The following is a 19,717-nucleotide window of genomic DNA, read 5'->3' as shown; positions in this document are numbered from 1 at the left end:
GGTAGGTTGCGAATGAAAATAGTCCGTTCATGCGTTTAGATACGTTTGATCTCAATGGAATAGGTCATTGAACCTGGCTGAAGGTGAACCCAACCTAGGCCCACCAGGGCGCCTCACCAGTGCGGAAGTCAGTTTCCGTCCAGTCGCTGAGTACCACTTTGTCATCTTCGGTAACGTCAGCATGGGCCAAGGCCAGGGATAAGGGAGCCGGTCCACGTACAACCTTGCCCGTGGCATCGTACTGGGACCCGTGGCAAGGACACTTAAATTTGTTTTCACTGGCGCTCCAGGGCACCACGCAGCCTAGATGGGTGCAGATAGAGTTGATGCCATAACTTTCTAATGACCCGCTCTCTTGAACCACCAGATAGGTTGGATCCCCTTTAAGCCCTTGAACCAGGACGCGATCGCCGGGATTGTGGGTGTCTATAAACTGACTGGCAATGACATCATTGCCCAGTTCATTCTTAGCGGTGACCCCGCCCCCAGCAGCGCCACTAGAGGGAGGAATAAAATACTTAACGACCGGATAAAGCATGCCCCCAACAGCCCCCGCAGCGGCCCCTAAGGTCAGCAAATTCATAAATTGGCGGCGTCCCAAATCAGGGACATCGGAGGTTCCAGAAACTTGAGTCATAATCCAGACTGGTGTACCTGTTTGAATTTATCAGCGGCTATAATCAGCGCCCGGCGCCCCACCCAGATCACCACCTGTGGCCGAAGAGTCTCGACCTTAAGACCTTGACCTTAAGACAGATGAGCGAATCCTAGTGCCATTGGCTACACAGGACTGTAACTTTACCAATCGTATTATTGCACTTTGGTGTTCTTGGAAAAGTCGCGATCGCAGAAAAAACTGAAATAGTCTGGCTTTGCCTTTGGCGAGAATTGAAGGAAATGCTGGTAAGCGCTGGGTATTGTGGCTCTTGTTGGGCAAAAAATGACTCTAAACCTCATTAGACCTCTAATAAACAGACTTAAAGCTCATAAATCCCTATTTTTAGCCACTCGATTTCCACCATCCATCGATCGCTGACCTGAGAGAAGCCGTAAAGAAATGTATCAATGAAACTGAGGCGACCCTGGGAGATAGTGCCATGACCGGACCCGAACTACAGGCTGTGTTGATTGAAAAGTGGGGTTTTTCCTACGATGTACAGTTCCGCCGCACCCAGGGCAAGATTTTCTTGCAGGTGATGTGGCGCTATCTAGAACAGGCGTCGTTTCCCCTCAGTGAGGCGGACTATCTGGCCCATCTAAATCAGGTGGCTCTATATCTGAATGAATGGGACCAGGGGGACTATGTGCAGCAGTGGGTAGCCCAAACCCGCGAGCGCCCCCGCTTGGGCAAAGCCGTCAGCATCCCGCTGCAATTGGGGGAGCGAGCCTTAGAATGGCTGGCAGACGAGTTTTAGAGTGGTCCCACTCAAGCCTGCGGCGAAGCGCCTCCGGCGTGATCGAGTAGCGGGGCACAACGACTGGTACGACCGATAGATTGGAATCCCCCTGAGGCCATGGTTAAGCCCTTAATCACGATGCGATCGCGGCGGCAAGACTGGTTAACCTTGCTGGCGCTATGGGTTTTGGCGACCGGTTTTGGGGTGCTGTGGTTGTGGCAAGATCAGGCTCCCCCCGCCTGGGACCAGGGAGAACACCTGACTCGAGCCTTAAATTTTTGGCGGGTGTTACAACAGCCAGCCTGGTTCGACTCGGCCTGGTGGACTGAGCTCTGGCGGCAGTCCCCCGGGTATCGGGCTCCCCTGGTGTATTTGGCCACGGTACCCCTATTTAATCTACTGGGACCAGGATTAGAGCAGGCGATTCTGGTGAATCTGATGTTTGCCGGGTTGCTAATGGGGCTGATTTACAGCTTGGGCTGTTTGCTCTTCGGTCGCCAGACAGGGCTTTGGGCGGCCGGGCTTAGCCTGCTGGTGCCGGCTCTCTATGCCCTGCGGCTAGACTATTTAATTGATTTGGGACTGGTGGTGTGGATCACAGCCGCCTTTAGTTGTCTTACGGGCTGGCGGCGTTGGCCAGCGCTCCCCGCTGGCCAGTCCAAGGTACACCCTAATCAGTGGCTTTGGGCCGCTGGCTTTGGGCTGTCAGCGGGGCTATCAGTTCTGGCCAAGCCCACTGGGGTTTTGTTTTTGGTGGTGCCTGTACTTTGGGTGATCACAGAGTCGCTATTATCGCCGCACCGCTGGCGTTATTTGGGGCAATGGGTCTTGGCCGCTGGGCTAGCGCTGCTGGTTTGCGGCCCCTGGATACAGACCAACTGGCTCACCATTTTGACCAATAGCCAACATAGCAATGTTGTCTGGATTCCCCCTGAGGTGGTGCCCGGCAGCCCCTGGTCTGCAGTCAGCTATTACGCCCGCATGGTGCCCCGCATGGGAACCTATGCCTTTTTAGGGGCAGGCATCCTGGCTGCACTGGCGACCCTTGTGGGGCCATGGCGATCCCCATGGCAAATGTCGTGGAGAAAACCATGGGATCGACAGGCCCACCTCTGGCTGTGGGGATTTTTATTAGGTAGTTACGGCGTCCTCACCCTACTGCAAAACAAGGATGCTCGCCACATCGCCCCAGCCATGCCGATGCTGGTGTTGGGATTAACCTGGGGGTTAACCCAAGTCCCAGGGCGGCTGGGGTCAGGGTTGCGTTGGCTGATGGCTGGGTTGATGACCGTGTTAATGGTCACCACTTTGATGGTGCCCGGTCATGGTTTACCGTCTGGTCGCATGGCGCGTCCCTGGTATACGGGTGCCCCCTGGCCCCATACCGAAGTGGTCGAAACCATGGTGCAGACAGCCCCTTATCTGCAGGGGACGGTGGGGGTGTTACCCAACACAGCCCAAATCAACCCACAAAACATCGATTTCTACGGCAATCTGGCGGACTTTCGAGTATTTGGCCGTGAGGTGGGCTTTAACCCAGAGTTTGTTCCCCTGGACGCCCAAGCCTTGACTTGGGCGCTGACTAAAACTGGCGATCAGGGACCCACCAGTGACCCTAAACTGGCCCTTGCAGAGCAGGTAGAGCAAGATCCAGCCTTTACCGTGGTGCAAACGTGGGACTTGCCAGACCAGTCGGTTTTGTCGCTGCACCACCGTCGCGACCCCCCTGTCACCGTCACCCCCAGTCCCGATCCGGCCGCAGCCGTGGCGATCGCGACCGTAACCCTGCCCAATAGCGCTGCCCCTGGGCAAACCGTACCCGTGACCTATGAGCTGGTGGGCCCCTTAGCAGCCTTGCAGCAAGGGGTATTGCTGCTCAGTTGGCGATCGCAGGATCAACCTGATGACGCCCCTGCGGCCTTTATCCATGACCATGGCATTGGCCTAGGGCAGCTCCTGCCAACCCCTGATATCGAGGACGACCAAACCACCTTCACGGTCACCGAACGTTTGGGGATGGTGCTGCCCGCCTCCTTACCACCCGGAACCTATAACCTGAGCGCTGAATTCCTAGATCGGCGCACGGGTGACAGCTATCCGTTGACGATTCCAACCACAAGGTTGAGCATTACTACCGCCCCAGAGCCGCCCCAGCCGCCCCTAGCCCCTGATTTGGTTGGCACCCTACACCAACTCAGTCAGGGGTTGGCCACTGGGGATTTAGACCCGATCTTTACCACGGTGGGGCGGATTAACCAATATGATCCTCGGCAAGATTATTTATCTCAAGCCGAGGTGGCGATGACCCATCGGTTGGCTCAACAGCCTAACCACATGCCATGGCTGTATACCAAAGCGATGGCCCAGGTGCTACAACAGGATGCGGTAGGGGCGATCGCCACCCTGCAGGAAATCACCAGGGTTGAACCCAACAACATTTTTCACTGGCTGTACCTAGCCTTTGTCCATCTCTATCGCTGGCAACCAGGACGGGCCAGCGTCGCCCTGGATGCAGCGGCTGTGATCGATCCGACTCGCCCTGAACTGAAGGCTTTGCAGGCTGTGGCAGCCCTGCAGCGGTTCAACCTTTGGCAGGCCTGGCAAAGGCTTCAGGCCAGCGGATTGATGACGGCAACCAGTGAATCAGGGAAAACTCGGATCTAAACTTTTTTGAATCTTTAACAGATAACGCTTATTTAAGAATAAATGCTCTGAAGGTTTGGAAACGAGAGTGCTAGGATTTCCTAGGTGAACATGCTCAGAGGGCCTGCTGTGATTCGCTCTGCCACCCTACCGCTTCAGACTCCGTCCTTGCCCAGTTTTGGGGATAACAGCCGCCTGAAGCTCTTTTCCGGTTCGGCTAATGTCGACTTGGCTCGGGAAGTTGCCCGTTACCTGGGACTTGACTTAGGCCCGATGGTACGGAAACGCTTCGCCGATGGCGAACTGTATATTCAAATTCAAGAATCCATTCGAGGCTGTGATGTCTACTTAATTCAGCCAACTTGCCATCCGGTGAACGATCACCTGATGGAATTGCTAATTATGGTAGATGCCTGTCGTCGGGCCTCTGCCCGGCAGATCACCGCCGTGCTACCCTACTATGGCTATGCCCGGGCTGACCGTAAAACCGCTGGTCGAGAGTCGATTACGGCCAAGTTGGTGGCTAACCTGATGGCCAAAGCCGGTGCTAGCCGAGTACTCGCCATTGACCTGCATTCTGCCCAAATTCAAGGCTATTTTGATATTCCCTGCGATCATGTCTACGGTAGCCCCGTATTAATCGACTATATCGCCAGCAAAAACTTAGAAGATCTGGTAATCGTTTCTCCCGATGTGGGCGGCGTGGCCCGGGCTCGGGCCTTTGCCAAGAAGCTGAATGATGCCCCCCTAGCGATTATCGACAAGCGGCGACAGGCCCACAACGTCGCTGAGGTGATGAACGTAATCGGCGATGTGCAGGGCAAGACCGCTGTGCTGGTAGATGACATGATTGACACCGCAGGCACCATTTGCGAGGGGGCGCGCCTGCTGAAGCAAGAAGGGGCCAGACAGGTTTACGCCTGTGCCACCCATCCCGTCTTTTCGCCCCCAGCGGTAGAAAGACTGTCGGCAGGGCTATTTGAAGAGGTGATTGTGACCAACACAATTCCGATGACCGCCGCCCGTCAGTTTAAACAGTTAACCGTGCTGTCAATGGCTAATCTGCTCGGGGAAGCGATCTGGCGCATTCATGAAGAAAGCTCGGTTAGCAGTATGTTCCGTTAAACGGTTTCGTTAAACCATCAGGCCGTGGATACCTATCCCCCTTAAAACTCTTCTCCCACAAACTCGGGTTGGCCACTGCCTGGGATCGGCCAGTCCGGGTTTTCCCCGCCCACAAAGCAGGTTTCAATCACTACATATTCGCGACTGAACTGCTCTAGGGCGTTGATTAGCACATCCAGGGCCAGGGCATCGCTAGTGCCCAGGTCAATCCAGCAGCGGGCCCATACCCCCTGATACTCGACTTCGCCGATGTTGTGCATGACTGAGAGCATACTGTCGCTCAGTTGATCTTGGTCGTAAGGCAGATAGCTAATATCGAGGCCCGTATCTTGAACCTGCAAGTTTTCAGCATTAAAGCCCCCTAGCTTGCCAATAAAGAACCAGGACGAGAAGACCTCGTCAATGTACTGCTGCTCTAAATTCGAGGGAACCGTTTCAAACCTCAACCAAAGCCAGAGGTTAAAAAAATCACATTCACGAAACTCAACCTGCATACATTCCGCCCTTGGAGATCATGGTTAAGGCTAGCTTGCTAGTGCAGCGTCACGCTAAAAATCAGGGTGCCGTAGGGTGCATTCGCGACCGCGGGGGGGCCATCTAAAGCACAGACTTACCCTAAATCTCAAGCTTGACAGAGCACTAGCCCTAGACTACAGAATCAGGTGATTTCTGGAAAACGTTCTCCCCAGTGGTGGGGAATGCCCACCCTACGGTAGCTGCGATCGCTGACTTGCAGCGGGGATATTTTTCCGCAGAAATCTCCTAAGTCAAGTGCCCCCTGGCCTAGCCAGCCTCAAAACCAGGTGCAGGATCGTCTCCCACACCTGGTTTTGAGGTTATGTGTTTCTAGGATAATGCCTTCTGGGGCACTACCCTTCATTAATGCCTGAACGATCGGCACAGGTGGGCCCGTCGAGCCCTTCAGCTTGACAGGCCTCAAACTTAATTTGGCGCACCGTGGAAGCCGGTAACTGATCGGCATAGGCCAAGGCTTCCTCATACAGGGGCAAGCTATCAGCCCGCTGCTGGTTGAGGAACAGAATTTGGGCCTTGAGGTACAGCAAGTCAGGGTTGTTGGGGGCCAAGGCCAACGCTTGGTTCACTTCTGCCAAGGCTTCGTTGTAACGGCCGAGATCCCGCAGGCCGATGGCCACCCCTCGGTGGACTAAGTAGGGTGGATTGCCATTCTGCAGCCGGGCGATCGCCTGATCGGGATTAGCAAAGGGTAAATTCACGGCCAGCAAAAGGTCCATAAACCCTTTTAGCAGGCTAAGCTCTGGATCGTTGGGGTCAATGTTTTCGGCGGCATCCAATTCCCGAAAAACCCGCTGTAGGGTGCGTAGGGCTGTGGGGGTACCCCGAGCAATGCCCTGGGTTTGCAGTGCATGGGCCCCTTCTAAAAATAAGCCCACCGCCGTGTATAAATGCCCCCGCAGTGGATCCGAGTCTTTGAGAGCAGTGGCGGCCTCTTGGGTGCGCTGAGCCTGACGAGACAGCTGACTTAGGTCACGATTGAGGTAGCTGAGGGCAGCGGCGATCGCATAATTCATCGGTTCTTCAGGTTCTTGGGCGATCGCTTGACGCACCAGCACCTGGGCCTGTTCGTAGTTACCCTCAAAGAATAAGGCTTCAAAGGCGGCCTCAGAGGCATCACCAATATCGTGGGGATTGTTCGGACGGAACGGATCCCCGGCCAGGGAAGGAAGCGCCGAGACCCCTAACACAACCGGGGCTAGGGCACCCGCGACCAGTGCCTGCCACCGAGGCCGCCTGACCGAGATGGGGCGGCTAGACCATTGGGATTGAGAAACCATAAACATTTCACTAGAACGCTTCAAATGAGGACCTGAGACGGGGGCATAGGGTAGAGCACAGAAAAATATTGAGTTAGTCTGGCTCTATTGTGGCCAACGAAACCGGTTATGACCCAGACAGACTGTTCCAGATTACACATTGTCCCTCAAGCAGGTGCCCCTCTGCACCCGGGTCTTAAGTAGGGCACACTGGAAGAACGACGTTCTCGGCTTTGTTTCAGCGATTAAGGATGACATGCTCTATCTGCGCCAACTTACGTATCATCCCCCGGCTAGCTCAGTGGCCATCTTGAATCATATTGGTCTAGAGCTAGGGGCTCAGCAACTGGGCCTGATTTACGGCCCCAGTGGTTCTGGCAAAAGTACCTTGCTAGAGTTGATGGCAGGGTTTGCCAAGCCCACCGAAGGGAGCATTCAGTGGCGGGAGCAGGATTTGGATCCAGAATCTCTGAGACAATTGGCGGGTTTGGTCTTTCAGTTTCCAGAGCGCCATTTTTGTGGCCGCACCATTCTAGACGAGCTGAGGCTGGGCCATCCCGATCTCAAAAAAGAACAGATTGATCAAGCACTGAAGGCGGTTGGGCTAGACACATTGCCCCTCACCAGCGCGCCCCATTCCCTTAGCGGCGGGCAACAGCGTCGACTGGCCCTGGCGGTACAACTAATTCGTAAGCCCTATGTGCTGCTGCTAGATGAACCCACCGCTGGGCTAGATTGGTCGATGCGCCAACAGATTATTAGCCTGCTGAAGCAACTGAAGCAGCGATGGACCCTGCTGGTGGTCTCCCACGATGCGGATGAGCTGGCGATGTTGGCCGATCGCAGTTGGCAGCTCAACCACGGCACCTTAACGCCCATGGCGAGTACCCCGATGGCCGAGGCCGGGGTGTAGAGGGATGGCAGATCTGTGGCCCAACTACGACAACCTTTGGCAAAGCACGTTGCACTGGCGGCCCAACCAGCCCCAAGAGACAGCATTTGCCCAGCTCTACCAGGCGTTGCTGGTGGCGAATCAACAGGTCAACTTAACTCGCCTGACCACCCCTGACGATTTTTGGGAAAAGCACCTATGGGATTCGCTGCAAGGGGTAGCCCCCTGGCTGGTCACCGCCGCAGATGAGGCTGGTCCCCTAAAGGCGCCCCTAAAAGTGATCGACATTGGTACTGGTGGTGGCTTTCCAGGGCTGCCCTTAGCCCTAGTGTTTCCCCACTGGCGAGTCACCCTGATCGATGGGACCCGCAAAAAAATTGCCGCTATTGAGGCCATGGTGCAATCTTTGGGGACAGCCAACGTCGAGCTGTTAGCCGACCGGGCCGAGCATCTGGGTCACCAACTGAACCATCGCGAAGCCTATGACCTGGCCCTGATCCGTGCCGTGGGCGGGGTCAACACCTGTGCCGAGTACGCCCTACCCCTATTGAAGCGGGGCGGACAGGCGATTTTATATCGCGGCCAGTGGACCCCAGACGAGGAGGCCAGCCTAACGGCAATCCTGCCGCGTCTCGGGGGCAAGCTAGGGATAGTACGCACCATGACGACCCCCTTAAGTGGTGGGGTGCGGCATAACGTTGAAATTTTGAAAGTAGCCCCGACGCCGGATACATATCCCCGCCTGCCAGGGATGCCAGCCAAGCAGCCGCTAGAGCATCGGCACAGGATGCCAAGATCCCAGGGTTCTTGGGCTGATTAGCCAGAAACTTTGGGGTACCCAAGGGCAGAACCCTGGGATCTGTCTGGCGCTCTACCGCCGTCGCCCTTGCAGTTTGCGATACACCGCTTTGATATCCACCCCATGGTGGGCCAGGGCTACTAGAGTGTGATACATCAGGTCAGCCACTTCTGAGGCGATCGCATCGGCGTCATCATCCTTGCAGGCCATCACCACTTCGGCGGCCTCTTCGCCAATTTTTTTGAGGATTTTGTTGTCACCGCCGTCCAGCAATGTGCAGGTATAGGAGGCTGGGTCGGGATGGGCCTGGCGATCGCAAATTACCCTGTACACCTGGGATAGGGTATCGGCAGGGGGTGAGACTTTGTGGTCGTCCACCTGGTGAAAGCAGCTGCGCTCCCCCGTGTGGCAGGCAATGTCACCGATTTGCTCGACGGTGACTAACAGGGCATCACTGTCGCAGTCATAGCGGATAGCCTGGATTTTCTGGGTATGCCCTGAGGTGGCCCCTTTATGCCAGAACTCCTGGCGAGAGCGGCTCCAGAACCAGGTTTCACCAGTCTCCAGCGTTTTTTGCAGGGAGGCTGGGTTCATCCAGGCCATCATCAGCACGGTGCCATCCAGGTAGTCTTGGACGATGGCTGGTACCAGTCCCTGATCGTTATAGCGGATGCGATCCACCGGCACAGCGGCAGCAAAGGAGGGGGAAGAAGGGGACGCCATAGGGCCAAGCCAAACGAGAATCTACTTTCCTACTCTAAATCAAATCCCAGCCCAGACCTGGAGGTCTGTCGGGGGGAACCTCCAGCTCCCGAGCTGGACTACTGGTCTGTTAAGGCTAAAAATTAGGATAAGCGCTTTGCAAAAGCCTTTTAACCTTCAGGGAGGTTGCTTCAACACATCAGGACTTACCATCCCCTCCCACGGAGGGGTGCCCGGAGGGCGGGGTGGGTTCCTTCGGGCTTGCTTGACCCACCCCTACCCCTCCAAAGGAAGGGGATCTCGGACCTTTTTTGACTAAGCATTACCGACGGGCCACCCCATCCACCCGGGCGGCGTGTTTAACCGCTGAGGCCACCGCTGCCGCTACCCGCTCGTCAAACACCGACGGGATGATGTGCTCTCGGTTGAGCTCTTGCAGGCTAACCAGGGCGGCGATCGCATAGGCGGCCTCTAGGTACATCGAGGGTGTAATCTCTTGGGCACGGCAGTCTATAGACCCCCGCAGTACCCCCGGAAAGGCCAGCACATTATTAATTTGGTTGGGGTAGTCACTCCGCCCTGTGGCCATCACCGCCACCTTGCCTGCCACCAGTTCCGGCTGAATTTCGGGGATCGGGTTAGCCATGGCAAACACAATCGGCTCTACCGCCATGGATTCCACCATGTCCACCGACACCACTCCGGGGGCACTCACCCCTAAAAACACGTCTGCCCCCACCATGGCGTCCGCCAGCGTCCCCGCCTCAGCCACTGCGAAGGTTTGCTTCTGCGAATTTAGATCGTCGCGGCTATGGGAGAGAATACCCTTGGAGTCGCACAGCACGATGGCGCTGGCTCCGGCTTTTTGCAGCAGCTTGGCAATGGCCACCCCCGCCGCCCCGGCCCCGTTAATCACCACCTTCACCTGGGTGAGGGACTTGTTCACCAACTTTAGGGCATTAATCAACGCCGCCAGGGTGACAATCGCCGTGCCGTGCTGGTCATCGTGAAAGACGGGAATATCCAGTTCCTGGCGCAGCCGGGCTTCGATGTCAAAACAGCGGGGTGCGCTGATGTCTTCTAGGTTGACCCCCCCAAAGACCGGGGACAGGTGTTTGACGGCGGCGACAATCTCATCGGTGCTTTGGGTCTCCAGACAAATGGGAAAGGCATCGAGGCCAGCAAATTTCTTAAACAGCAGGGCCTTGCCTTCCATCACTGGTAGGGCGGCGGCTGGGCCCAAGTTGCCTAGTCCCAGCACGGCGCTGCCATCGGTGACAATGGCGACGGTGTTGCCTTTAATCGTTAGATCAAACACCCGATCGGGATGTTCGGCGATTTCCATGCAAACCCGGCCTACCCCAGGTGTGTAGGCCATGGCCAGGTCGTCCTGGTTAGTGAGTTCTAACTTGCTTTCAACGCTGATCTTGCCTCCTTCATGAATTTGAAAGGTGCGATCGCAGATCTCCAGAATTTCAATTTCAGTCACCCCCTTCACCGCACTCACGATGTCTTCCACATGGTCTTCACTAAAGGCGTCCACATGTAGCACCCGCACCATGTTGTAGCGGTTACGGCTGACCAAAAAGATATCCCCCAGATTGCCGCCAGCCTCGGCGATCGCCTGGGTGACTTGGGCCAACATCCCGGCTTTGTTAGGAATTTTAAGCCGCAGACTAAGACTGTAACTAGAGTTGGGGGTGAGTTTTGCCATGCAGAGACCTTTCGCAATCAGAGTATCGACGACGAACTATAGCACCCCCCTAGGCGTTAGACCACCCGCCTGGTTTAATGCTGTCCAGCCGACCCAAGACATCCTAAGTCTGTGGGAAAATAAAGGTAACGTCTGTTACTGGCGTACGGTTCTTAACGCCAGTCCCCCTGTTGCCCCTATGCCCAACCTCTATAGCGAAATCACCATTAACGCCCCCCGCTTTGCCGTGTGGGATGCCCTTGTGCGCAAGGAAGAGTGGCATCGCTGGAACACTTTTTTGTATGACTGCGACCCCAACTTACCAATCCGCCAGGGAGGAGAACTTTTTCTGGCGTTGCGTCGGGTTGAGGGGGAAGATGAAACGGAGTTTCAGCCCCGGGTGCTGGTGGTCCAGCCTAACCGTTGCCTGCGTTGGATTTCCAAGGTGCCAGGGTTCAAGAGCGAGCATGTGTTTGAGCTGGAAGATGTGGGCCCCAACCGCACCAAGTACATCCACCAAGAGCGGCTATCAGGGGTGCTGTCCCGGGTATTTTTGCCGTTCATTCGCAAGGATGAAAAGGAAGGCATTCGCCGGATGAGTCGCCAGATTAAGCGGTATGTGGAGCATCGCTACCGCCGCCAGTGGTGAGGTGGGAGACAGGGGACAGGAGATAGGGGATAGGGGACAGGGAACAGGGAGTTGGGCTGGTTGGCTTAACTTGCGGCATAATCGGGGCATGCTTGATTAGCCTGTTGTCCATCTCTAGTCCCAGCATGAAGCTTTGGTTCGTCTGCTTTTGCCTGTTGTTTTTTACTGTAGAAGGGTTGCAGTGGCTGGGGCAGGTGCACTGGTTTAGCGGTGTTGATCTAGGAATACCCTGGGCGATCGCAGGGGGGGTCGGCCTGGCGATCGCCTCCAACCGCGCTTACTGGAAAACCCTAAATCTTCCCACCCCCCCACCCACCAGTCCTCAACCTGATGTACCGACTCCGGGGCCACCGGCTGCACCTAGCCCGCCTCAGACGACTCAGCCGTCCTCCATCTCGTTTGAAATCAAGAAACCGCAGCGGTAACCAGCCCCCCTACTTCCCCATCTTCCGCTTCAGGTCCTCTAGTTCCTGGTCCGTCTCCCACCGCTGAAACGACTCTTCTAAGGGATCCACCTGGGACTGGTTAAACACCTCAAAGGGGGACTGCTGCCAGCCCCTGTCCCAGCTGGTGGTGCGTTGGGCCGCGCGCTGGGCGTCTACCTGGGCAATCTTGGCTTTGAGCTCCCGGCGGCGATCGTGAATTTGCTGTTGCAGAGCCCGGGTTTGCTGAATTTGCTCTTTTACCCCCTGCATTTGGCCCCAGTACTGGTTGCCCTGGCGCAACAGGGTAGCCTCTCGGACTTCAGCTGCCTGGGCCAGGTCAGGACGATTGGCAGCTCTGGCTTTGTCAACCCGCCCATGCCATCGCTGAATGTCCTGGGCGGTGGTCAAAATACTATCTTCGAGTTGCTTTTCTCGCCGCTTTAGATCTCCTAGCAGTCTAATCGCATCTTGCTCTTGCCCCCGCAGCTGATCTTCAAGACCCATCAGTTCTAAATGAGGGTTAGCCTTGAGGAACTCATCAAGGCGGGTTTCTAAAAACCGGCTGAAGTCTTCAAACAGCCCCATAGCGGTACGCTCCTGCGGTAGTCTGGCTCGATCGTCTGACTCCAGAATAGCGACTTGTGGACCAGCAATACTCTAGAATCGCTGACCAATATAAATCGAGCGCACCTCGCCGTTGCGGCGAATCACCGCTTCTTCGTTGGAGACGGACACTAGAGTCCAGCCACTGCTGCCTACCCGTTCGCCGATGTATACCCGTTGGGAGACTCCGTTAATTTCAAATAGTGCAGCCGAACGACTACCCAGCTCTAAAACCCCCACTAAGACATGGGCCGCCGCCGCTGGAGCAGTAGGCTGACTGGGCACCTGAGTCGTCGCTTGGGGTGGCACTGGCTGTGGAATGGGGGCGATGGGCACCGGTTGCTGGGGGGAAGGGGCCTGGTCGGTTTGGTAGGGAATGTAAACCCGCTCAATTACGTTGACTGGGCCACTGACGGCCCCATTAGCGGGATTGCTGACCCCCGTCGGCGGCAACATGGGAGGCAGAGCACCAGGGGGGACCATATCTGTAGAGGATGTTCCTTGGCCAATCTCACCCCGTTCTACTTTGCCCGCAACCACCTCCAGCGATCGCTGCAAGTAGGCCAGAAACTCTGCATCCGACTGCCCCGTGGAGGAGGCTGGGACTGGGGTCTGGGTCACCGAGGCGCCATTATCTAACCGTTGCTGACTGATCCACAAAAAGGCGGCCATGCCCAGTAGCGATAACGCGGTTGTAGCCAGCAAGAGGCGATCGAAAAACTTGCCCAATCGAGTTTTAGCTGGTGGGGCGGGGGGCGTAGTCTGGGCACCATCGGCCGATGCAAAAAAGTCTAGATCCCCAGTTGTCGTTACTAGAGAGGTGTCTGCTGGGTCCAGGGAATCGGCGGTGTCTCCATCGGTCCCCAGTGTAGAGTCCTCGACAGTGGATTCTGCGGCCACATCAATTGCAGTTGTGTTCGGGGTTGAGATAGTCTCCACTGCGGCCAGGGCAGCCTCATCGCCGTCTAGCAACTTGTCTACATCTTCAAATAATCCAGAAATTAGGGAGTCGGCATAGGTGCTGACCAGGGTGTCTGGGTCAACCACGGCCTCATCTAAAGGCAGCGTAGCCGTATCGCGAGTGTCTTCCTGGTTCATAAGTACATTCCTAGCTATGGCCTCGCAGCCCTAAACCAAGGGCCAGTTCAACAGTTGTATAGAGCACCCCGCAAGGGATTTATCAACGGCAACCCACTGATAGCAACAGGTCTGATGATAAGTTTGCTGAAGTGTACCCCAACTTACCAAATCTTTCACTAGTCGATGGCATCCTCAGACATCTTTTTCCTGAGTTCATCGTTTTTAGCCTAGGACTGCCTGGCAGAAATCTGCCCACCCTGAATGAGGGGGCCAGGTTTTAGGGGTCAGGTCTCAGGCATGGTTGGCGACTGAGGCCGCAGAGCACTAATTGCCAATCAAAAAAATAATGACGAGAGATGTGTCCTAGGGTTCACGGTATGCAGTTTCAGGCGAGCCGTAAACCTTGCACCGCATACCGTAGACCCCGCCAACCCGTCATCTTGAATCAGACAGAGACCACGAGAAACCATCGCCCGTCTTCCCCTTGGGCTTAAAACCGCTTAGCCGTCTGACTGCCCACATCAAAGGCGTACCGTTGCTGAAAATTGGTTACCCCGTACAGGTTAAAGGAGACCGTGGGCTCATCTCCAAGGGGTTCGACGCTATGGATGGCATTGCTGGTCAGAGCAATCACGTCACCAGGGTTAAGAATCACTTCGTCCGCTTGATCAATATGATCGGGATGGTCAGGCTGGGGCTGACGACACCACAGCCGGTTACGCTCCTGGCCACCAATTAGGGCCACAATCCCCCAGGTGCCGTGGTTGTGGATGGTGGATGTTTGCCCTGGTAACCAGCAAACCATTTGCACGGTCAAGGGAAAATCGTGTTCACGATACAGAAAGTGTACGCTCCATCCCTGGTCTGGGGAGGGTTGCTTGTACTCCATTTGCAGCCAGTAGGAGCTAATCAGCAACTTACGCACCAGCGGGGTAATCGCTTGCAGGCGGCTGACGTCGTCATGGAACGTGGCTAGAATATCTTCGACTTCGGTTAAGAATCGATATAGGCGATAGTAGGAGGCCGGTTCTGGAATATCGGGATTGCCGAACGGTTGGCGATCGCCGTGGTCAGTTACTAGCCAGTTTTGATTCGTCATAAGGCTGTCAGATCCAACCTCACCATGCTAGTACTGGTCGGCAGAAATATGACGCCCCTTACTTAAGGGGTTCAAGGGTTAGGTTTCAGGGGTCATGAACCGTTGGCCGACGTGTGCCGCAGGATGGATGCTGCTAGTGTCAGCCTTCATCAGCCGCGCGCGCGACTTGATGACCCATGGCCCGCACAAATTGATCTAAGGAAAACAAGGTCCGTTGCTGCTGCAACGAGTCCAGCAGGGTGATCTGCCGTTGGGGATTGGCCAAGACGGCAACAATTTTATCCACCGCCTCTTGAGCTGACTGAAAAATGATGTCAGTATTGGCACCGTTGACAATTTCGATTTGCCCCCCTCGGTTAGTCACAAAGGGGATCATCCCCGCCTGCACCATTTCGGCCACAGCAATGCCAAAGGGTTCGGGTTTGTGGTGCAGACCATAACGGCAGCGGGTTAACAGGGTCAGGTAATCGCTGTGGGGCAGGTCGTAATACAGCTGCACCCAGTCGGCGTGGGCCGTTGCCAAGTGCCTGACTTTACGGCCATAGCCCCAACTGTAGGTGCCGCCGCCACCGCCAGTAATATACAGCTTGATGTCAAACCCTTGGCGACGCACGGCGGCTAAAATTTCAATCACACGGTGGGTGTACTTGGCCACCACCACCCGACCACTGCACACAAAGGCCTGTTCTTTTTGCGCCCAGGGTAAGGGCGTCAGGTCAGTGGTTACCGGCGGATACACCACTTGAGCCCCTAGGCCATAGGCTTGCTGTACCGCCTGGGCGGTGTGGATGGAGTTGGTGAGCGAGACATTCCTGAGCATCCGCTCTGGGGAAAACTTAAACCACCACAGCATCAGCTTCATCGCTGGGGTGGCCTGGGCCCAGGGCTGCTCGACCACATACACCCAGTGGAGGTATTGCAACCCAGGGCGGCCTAAGTCCACAGCGTTATAAGTCGACATAACCAGGTCGTAGTCGGCGCTAATGGCCCTAAAGCGGGCCAGAGACCAGTGAATCAGCGCCAACCGCACCCAGGGAACATTGGCAATCAGGCGATGAATCCAGGGACGTAGTCTGGGGCCCAACAGTGGCTTAACCTGAATCACGGTTTCCCCTGGGGGGCGGCTGACTAGTCTGGCTGGTGCCGTGATGGGGCGATCGCGGCTGAGGGCGGTACCGTACATGGTGTTAAGCCGGTCCAGGTCAATGTCGACCAGGGTATGCAGGGCAATGTCGTAGGTCGAGCCCAGGGCCACCAGGGTCCACAGAGCCACGGCTTCAGCTCCCCCACCTAAGAAGTACGGCTGCCATATGGCCATGGTTTTGCGCTGAGTCATGGAGCCGTAGGGGGGTGAGAAGAAACATCTGGGGTAGCCCATTGGCTGGCATACAACTGAGCATAGTGCTGCCCCTGGGCCAATAGCTCGGCATGGGGTCCCAGTTCCACCACCCGCCCTTGGGCTAAAACCGCAATTTGGTCCGCGGTTTGCACCGTTGAGAGGCGATGGGCAATCACCAGGGTGGTGCGATTCTGGCGCAGGGCATCTATCGCCTGCTGCACCCATTGTTCTGACAGCGTATCAAGGGCGCTGGTGGCTTCGTCCAAAATCAAAATATCGGGATTGCGAATCAGGGCTCGGGCGATCGCCAGCCGCTGCCGCTGCCCCCCAGACAGTAACACACCGCGATCGCCAATCAGCGTGTCATAGCCCTGGGGCAGCTGCAGAATGAACTCTTCTGCGTGGGCCTGACGGGCGGCCATCATAATCTCAGCCATCGTCGCCTGGGGGTTACCATAGGCAATATTGGCCGCCACCGACAGATTAAACAAGACCGGATCCTGGCTCACCACCCCCAGGCGACGACGGTAGGTCTGAAGCTCCCACTGCCGCAGATCGACGCCATCCAGCTCAATCACTCCCTGGGTCGGGTCATAAAACCGGCATAGCAGGTCAGCCAGGGTGGACTTGCCAGCCCCGGAAGTCCCCACCAGGGCCAGGGTTTGCCCCCGCAGCAAAGTTAGGGAAATATCCTGCAAAGCCCAGTGGTTGGCCCTGGGGTAGCGAAAGGAAACCCGCTTCAGGCTGATCCCCTGCTGCAAGCCGCTAAACGACCGCTCCCCCGATGCCATAAAGGGTTTGTCCTGGCGATTCAGAAACCGACTCAACGGCCCAGCACTGGCCCAGTAGCTGGCAAACTGGCTGCGGCTGCTATTCAACTGACCAATCAATGGCAGCAGCCGAAACAAAACCACCAAATAGATCAGCAACACGGGGGCCACCGTTTGCAGCTGGTCGGCAAATAGGGTCCGGCCCGCCACCACCAACCCGAGCAGCGCCAAAACGCTCAGCATCTCATTCATCGGCCCAATGCTGGCAAACACCACCTGCGACTGAAAGTCGGCCTGTTCTCGCTGGTGAATCAACGGCTGGATGGTGGCATATTCCTGGGTTTCACTGGCGGTCACTTTCACCAGGCGAATGCCCCTCAACATCTCGATCGTGCGGTTGGATAGGGCGGCTGAGGCGGCCGACAGATCGTGGCCCAGCCCCCTGGCCCGGCGAATCGCCAGCTGATCGACTAAACCCACCGCCCCAATCAGCAGCACGGCCACCAGGGTCAACGGCCAGGAAATGGCCACTAAAATCACCCAAAAGACCAGAATCGTGATTGCCAGGGTTGCCAGCCGGGCCAGGGTGCGCACAGCGGTGGCAACCCGGTTGACCTCGGTATTGAAGTAGTTCATCAACTCCCCCAGGTGAGCGTTGGCATGGTAATCCCAGTCCACCCCTAGCAACAGCTGTAGCCCGTCCTGGCGCAGGGCACAAACGTAGTCTCGGCTGAGCCAACTGGTGACGATGGTGCTGCCGTAGGTGGCCAGATTTTTCAGCAGCAAGACCAGTACAAACACCCCCACCAGGGCCAGGGAATGCTGGGGGCCAGCGATACTCTCGATACCGGAAAACAGCGATCGCAACAGGGGTGGCAAGCTGGTATCGCTGAGCATATCCTGGCCCAAAAAATCTAACACCAGTGGGATAATCAGCGTTACCCCAATGCCATTGAAAATGGCTCCAGCCAGCCCCAGGCCAATGGCTGCCAAAAATCCGAGGGGAGAGGTTTTAATGACTTGCAGCAGCAGTTGGTTGGGATGCATGGGAGGTGGGGGAGTGGGGGAGTGGGGGAGTGGGGGAGTGGGGGAGTGGGGGAGTGGGGGAGGTGGGGAAGTTTTGGATTTTGGATTTTGAATTCGTAGTCAGGCATAGGGAGGGTGGCGTAGGGGCGGACCTGTGTGTCCGCCCTGGCGGGGAATGGCAACGCAGGTAAACAGTTGAGGCCGTAGCGTGGGTTAGGCGGTTGGGGTTAGGGCGATCGCCAGGTGATTGAAATGCCGCCGTAACCCACGGGTGAGAAATAGGGACGGTGGCGTAGGGGCGGACCTGTGTGTCCGCCCTGGCGGGGGAATGGGGAAGGAGGAGAATTTTGGATTTTGGATTCTTCCCTTTTCGTTTTTCTTTTTTCGTTCTTCAAATCCATAAGTAAGGCAGCGATTCAGGCCTCTGGTCTGGAGCCTAACAAAGGGCGGCAAATGCCCTATGCAGCTGGGTGGCCATGGCATCCAGGCTGTAATGCTCACAACAGCGCTGTCTGGCTTGGCGGCCTCGGCTCTGGGCGGCGGGCCAGTTGGCGAAAATAGCCTGGAGCTGAGCCGCCAAGTCGGCTGGCTGGTCGGGGTCGGCCAGATAGCCTGTGCCCCCCAAGATAGCCGGTAAGGGGCCGACTCGGGTCGCTAGGATAGGTTTAGCCATGGCCATACCATCGGTTAGCTTTAGCGGGAACTGGGCCTGGGCAGCTGGTTCGGCCCGCTGGGGCACCACCACCACATGGGCGGCGGCCATTACCCGAGGCATGTCCCGGTAAGGCTGCTGGCCCAGGTGGACAATGCGATCGGGCCAGTGCTCCATCAGGGTGCGATCGTAATCATCGTAGGGGCTACCGCCGACAACCACCAGCTTTAGATCGTCTTGGCCAAGCTGATCTAGCGCCATCAATAGGTCCTCTAACCCTTTGTAGGGACGGGGTGCCCCAGGAAACATCAGCACCCGATATCCCCTGAGGCCGTAGGCGGCTCGACTGGCCTCAGGGCAGTAGCGATCGGGGTCAAATAGCTCAGTATCTTTACCGTTGGGGATGATTACCCCACCAAACCGCTGCTGCAAAAATGGGGTGTGGGTCGTGACCAGGTCGGCCTTGGTCACCCAAGCTTCCAGCGTTTTGAGATACAGGGGATGGTCTGGCTGGCGCAGCGCCCCCTGGGGTTTCAGCAGATCCCGGGCCAATTGCTGAGGGGTAGGCCGATAGCGGTAGTGATCCCCCCCATGCCAACTCAGTTCCCAATCATCGATATCCAACACCAGGGGCCGACGATACCGTAACCGATGCAGCAGCGCCAGACCAAAACTACTGGGCTTGAGTTTGTAGGCATAGATAATGTCGCCCGTCAGGTGCTGCCAGAGGGCCTGGACAGCTCGCAGGTTGGACTGGCCCCAGGCTAGGGGAATCTTGCAAACGGGCAGATCTGTGTCCCACCCAGGGTTTTCCACAGTTGTGGAAAACCCGACGATCTGAACCGGGTAACCCGCCCGCTGTAACGCTTGCCCCAGCAGAAAGGGGCGTACCCCACCGCCCCAGCGGCCGGCCCCCTGGCGGGATAGGTCACTCACCAATAGGGATACCGTTGGCTTGGATAACCTGCCAGACGGCCCTGTCCCATCGTCCCTCTCTGGGGTGCAGGCGATGAAGCGGCGATCGGACATG

General features: G+C 56.6%; 18 protein-coding genes. 7 read left to right on the top strand and 11 right to left on the bottom strand.

What is annotated here, in order from left to right; genetic code table 11:
- Positions 1–94: 94 nt before the first annotated feature.
- Positions 95–637: a cytochrome b6-f complex iron-sulfur subunit gene (gene petC, locus E1H13_RS13740; RefSeq protein WP_169613981.1), complete on the bottom strand. Its 543-nt coding sequence runs from the start codon at positions 635–637 to the stop codon at positions 95–97.
- A gap of 460 nt (positions 638–1,097) precedes the next feature.
- On the opposite strand from petC, the gene E1H13_RS13735 reads away from it, so the two are divergent.
- From E1H13_RS13735 to E1H13_RS13725, 3 genes are all read left to right on the top strand, one after another.
- A complete protein-coding gene (locus tag E1H13_RS13735; RefSeq protein ID WP_169613980.1) occupies positions 1,098–1,415 on the top strand; it encodes a DUF3067 family protein in 318 nt (105 codons plus the stop codon).
- Between the two features lie 99 nt (positions 1,416–1,514).
- A complete protein-coding gene (locus tag E1H13_RS13730) occupies positions 1,515–4,061 on the top strand; it encodes a glycosyltransferase family 39 protein (RefSeq protein ID WP_169613979.1) in 2,547 nt (848 codons plus the stop codon).
- 90 nt (positions 4,062–4,151) lie between these two features.
- A complete protein-coding gene (locus tag E1H13_RS13725) occupies positions 4,152–5,165 on the top strand; it encodes a ribose-phosphate pyrophosphokinase (protein ID WP_240966628.1) in 1,014 nt (337 codons plus the stop codon).
- A 41-nt stretch (positions 5,166–5,206) separates the two neighbouring features.
- Here the strand turns inward: E1H13_RS13725 and E1H13_RS13720 are convergent, their stop codons facing one another.
- Positions 5,207–5,659: a DUF3531 family protein gene (locus E1H13_RS13720; RefSeq protein ID WP_169613978.1), complete on the bottom strand. Its 453-nt coding sequence runs from the start codon at positions 5,657–5,659 to the stop codon at positions 5,207–5,209.
- A gap of 375 nt (positions 5,660–6,034) precedes the next feature.
- On the bottom strand, positions 6,035–6,979 hold the full coding sequence (locus tag E1H13_RS13715) for a Sll0314/Alr1548 family TPR repeat-containing protein (protein WP_169613977.1): 945 nt from the start codon (positions 6,977–6,979) through the stop codon (positions 6,035–6,037).
- 235 nt (positions 6,980–7,214) lie between these two features.
- Here E1H13_RS13715 and E1H13_RS13710 point away from each other — a divergent pair, with 235 nt between their 5' ends.
- Both E1H13_RS13710 and rsmG read left to right on the top strand, forming a co-directional pair.
- Positions 7,215–7,871 carry an energy-coupling factor ABC transporter ATP-binding protein gene (locus E1H13_RS13710; RefSeq protein ID WP_169614001.1) on the top strand — a complete coding sequence of 219 codons (657 nt, stop codon included), beginning with the start codon at positions 7,215–7,217 and terminating at the stop codon, positions 7,869–7,871.
- Between the two features lie 4 nt (positions 7,872–7,875).
- The gene (gene rsmG / locus E1H13_RS13705; protein WP_169613976.1) at positions 7,876–8,670 is read left to right on the top strand and encodes a 16S rRNA (guanine(527)-N(7))-methyltransferase RsmG; all 795 of its coding nucleotides are present in this window, start codon (positions 7,876–7,878) and stop codon (positions 8,668–8,670) included.
- A gap of 51 nt (positions 8,671–8,721) precedes the next feature.
- On the opposite strand, the gene hisIE is transcribed toward rsmG, so the two are convergent.
- Together hisIE and E1H13_RS13695 are read right to left on the bottom strand one after the other, a co-directional pair.
- Positions 8,722–9,372 (bottom strand): bifunctional phosphoribosyl-AMP cyclohydrolase/phosphoribosyl-ATP diphosphatase HisIE, encoded by a 651-nt coding sequence (hisIE, locus tag E1H13_RS13700; RefSeq protein WP_169613975.1) that lies wholly within the window; start codon positions 9,370–9,372, stop codon positions 8,722–8,724.
- Positions 9,373–9,673: 301 nt separating this feature from the next.
- Entirely contained in the window at positions 9,674–11,065 is a 1,392-nt protein-coding gene (locus tag E1H13_RS13695) for an NAD-dependent malic enzyme (RefSeq protein ID WP_169613974.1), read from the bottom strand.
- Positions 11,066–11,243: 178 nt separating this feature from the next.
- On the opposite strand from E1H13_RS13695, the gene E1H13_RS13690 reads away from it, so the two are divergent.
- Both E1H13_RS13690 and E1H13_RS13685 read left to right on the top strand, forming a co-directional pair.
- Positions 11,244–11,693, top strand: coding sequence for an SRPBCC domain-containing protein (locus E1H13_RS13690; RefSeq protein ID WP_169613973.1), 450 nt, complete (start codon positions 11,244–11,246; stop codon positions 11,691–11,693).
- A 125-nt stretch (positions 11,694–11,818) separates the two neighbouring features.
- On the top strand, positions 11,819–12,118 hold the full coding sequence (locus tag E1H13_RS13685; protein ID WP_169613972.1) for a hypothetical protein: 300 nt from the start codon (positions 11,819–11,821) through the stop codon (positions 12,116–12,118).
- A gap of 9 nt (positions 12,119–12,127) precedes the next feature.
- Here E1H13_RS13685 and E1H13_RS13680 read toward each other — a convergent pair whose 3' ends face one another.
- From E1H13_RS13680 to E1H13_RS13655, 6 genes are all read right to left on the bottom strand, one after another.
- The gene (locus E1H13_RS13680) at positions 12,128–12,703 is read right to left on the bottom strand and encodes a TIGR04376 family protein (protein WP_169613971.1); all 576 of its coding nucleotides are present in this window, start codon (positions 12,701–12,703) and stop codon (positions 12,128–12,130) included.
- A gap of 72 nt (positions 12,704–12,775) precedes the next feature.
- Positions 12,776–13,819, bottom strand: coding sequence for a hypothetical protein (locus E1H13_RS26905; RefSeq protein WP_206070478.1), 1,044 nt, complete (start codon positions 13,817–13,819; stop codon positions 12,776–12,778).
- Between the two features lie 472 nt (positions 13,820–14,291).
- Positions 14,292–14,900 carry a cupin gene (locus tag E1H13_RS13670; RefSeq protein WP_169613970.1) on the bottom strand — a complete coding sequence of 203 codons (609 nt, stop codon included), beginning with the start codon at positions 14,898–14,900 and terminating at the stop codon, positions 14,292–14,294.
- 139 nt (positions 14,901–15,039) lie between these two features.
- Positions 15,040–16,236, bottom strand: coding sequence for a glycosyltransferase (locus E1H13_RS13665; RefSeq protein WP_169613969.1), 1,197 nt, complete (start codon positions 16,234–16,236; stop codon positions 15,040–15,042).
- Positions 16,233–18,056, bottom strand: coding sequence for an ABC transporter ATP-binding protein (locus E1H13_RS13660; RefSeq protein ID WP_169613968.1), 1,824 nt, complete (start codon positions 18,054–18,056; stop codon positions 16,233–16,235). Before E1H13_RS13660 ends, E1H13_RS13665 begins: the two co-directional genes overlap by 4 nt.
- 415 nt (positions 18,057–18,471) lie before the next feature.
- The gene (locus E1H13_RS13655) at positions 18,472–19,716 is read right to left on the bottom strand and encodes a glycosyltransferase family 4 protein (protein WP_169613967.1); all 1,245 of its coding nucleotides are present in this window, start codon (positions 19,714–19,716) and stop codon (positions 18,472–18,474) included.
- Position 19,717: the final 1 nt, after the last annotated feature.

Source organism: Nodosilinea sp. P-1105, assembly GCF_012911975.1.
GTDB lineage: Bacteria > Cyanobacteriota > Cyanobacteriia > Phormidesmidales > Phormidesmidaceae > Nodosilinea.
The sequence above is the reverse complement of the archived record's forward strand: the minus strand, read 5'-3'. Positions and strand labels throughout refer to the sequence as shown.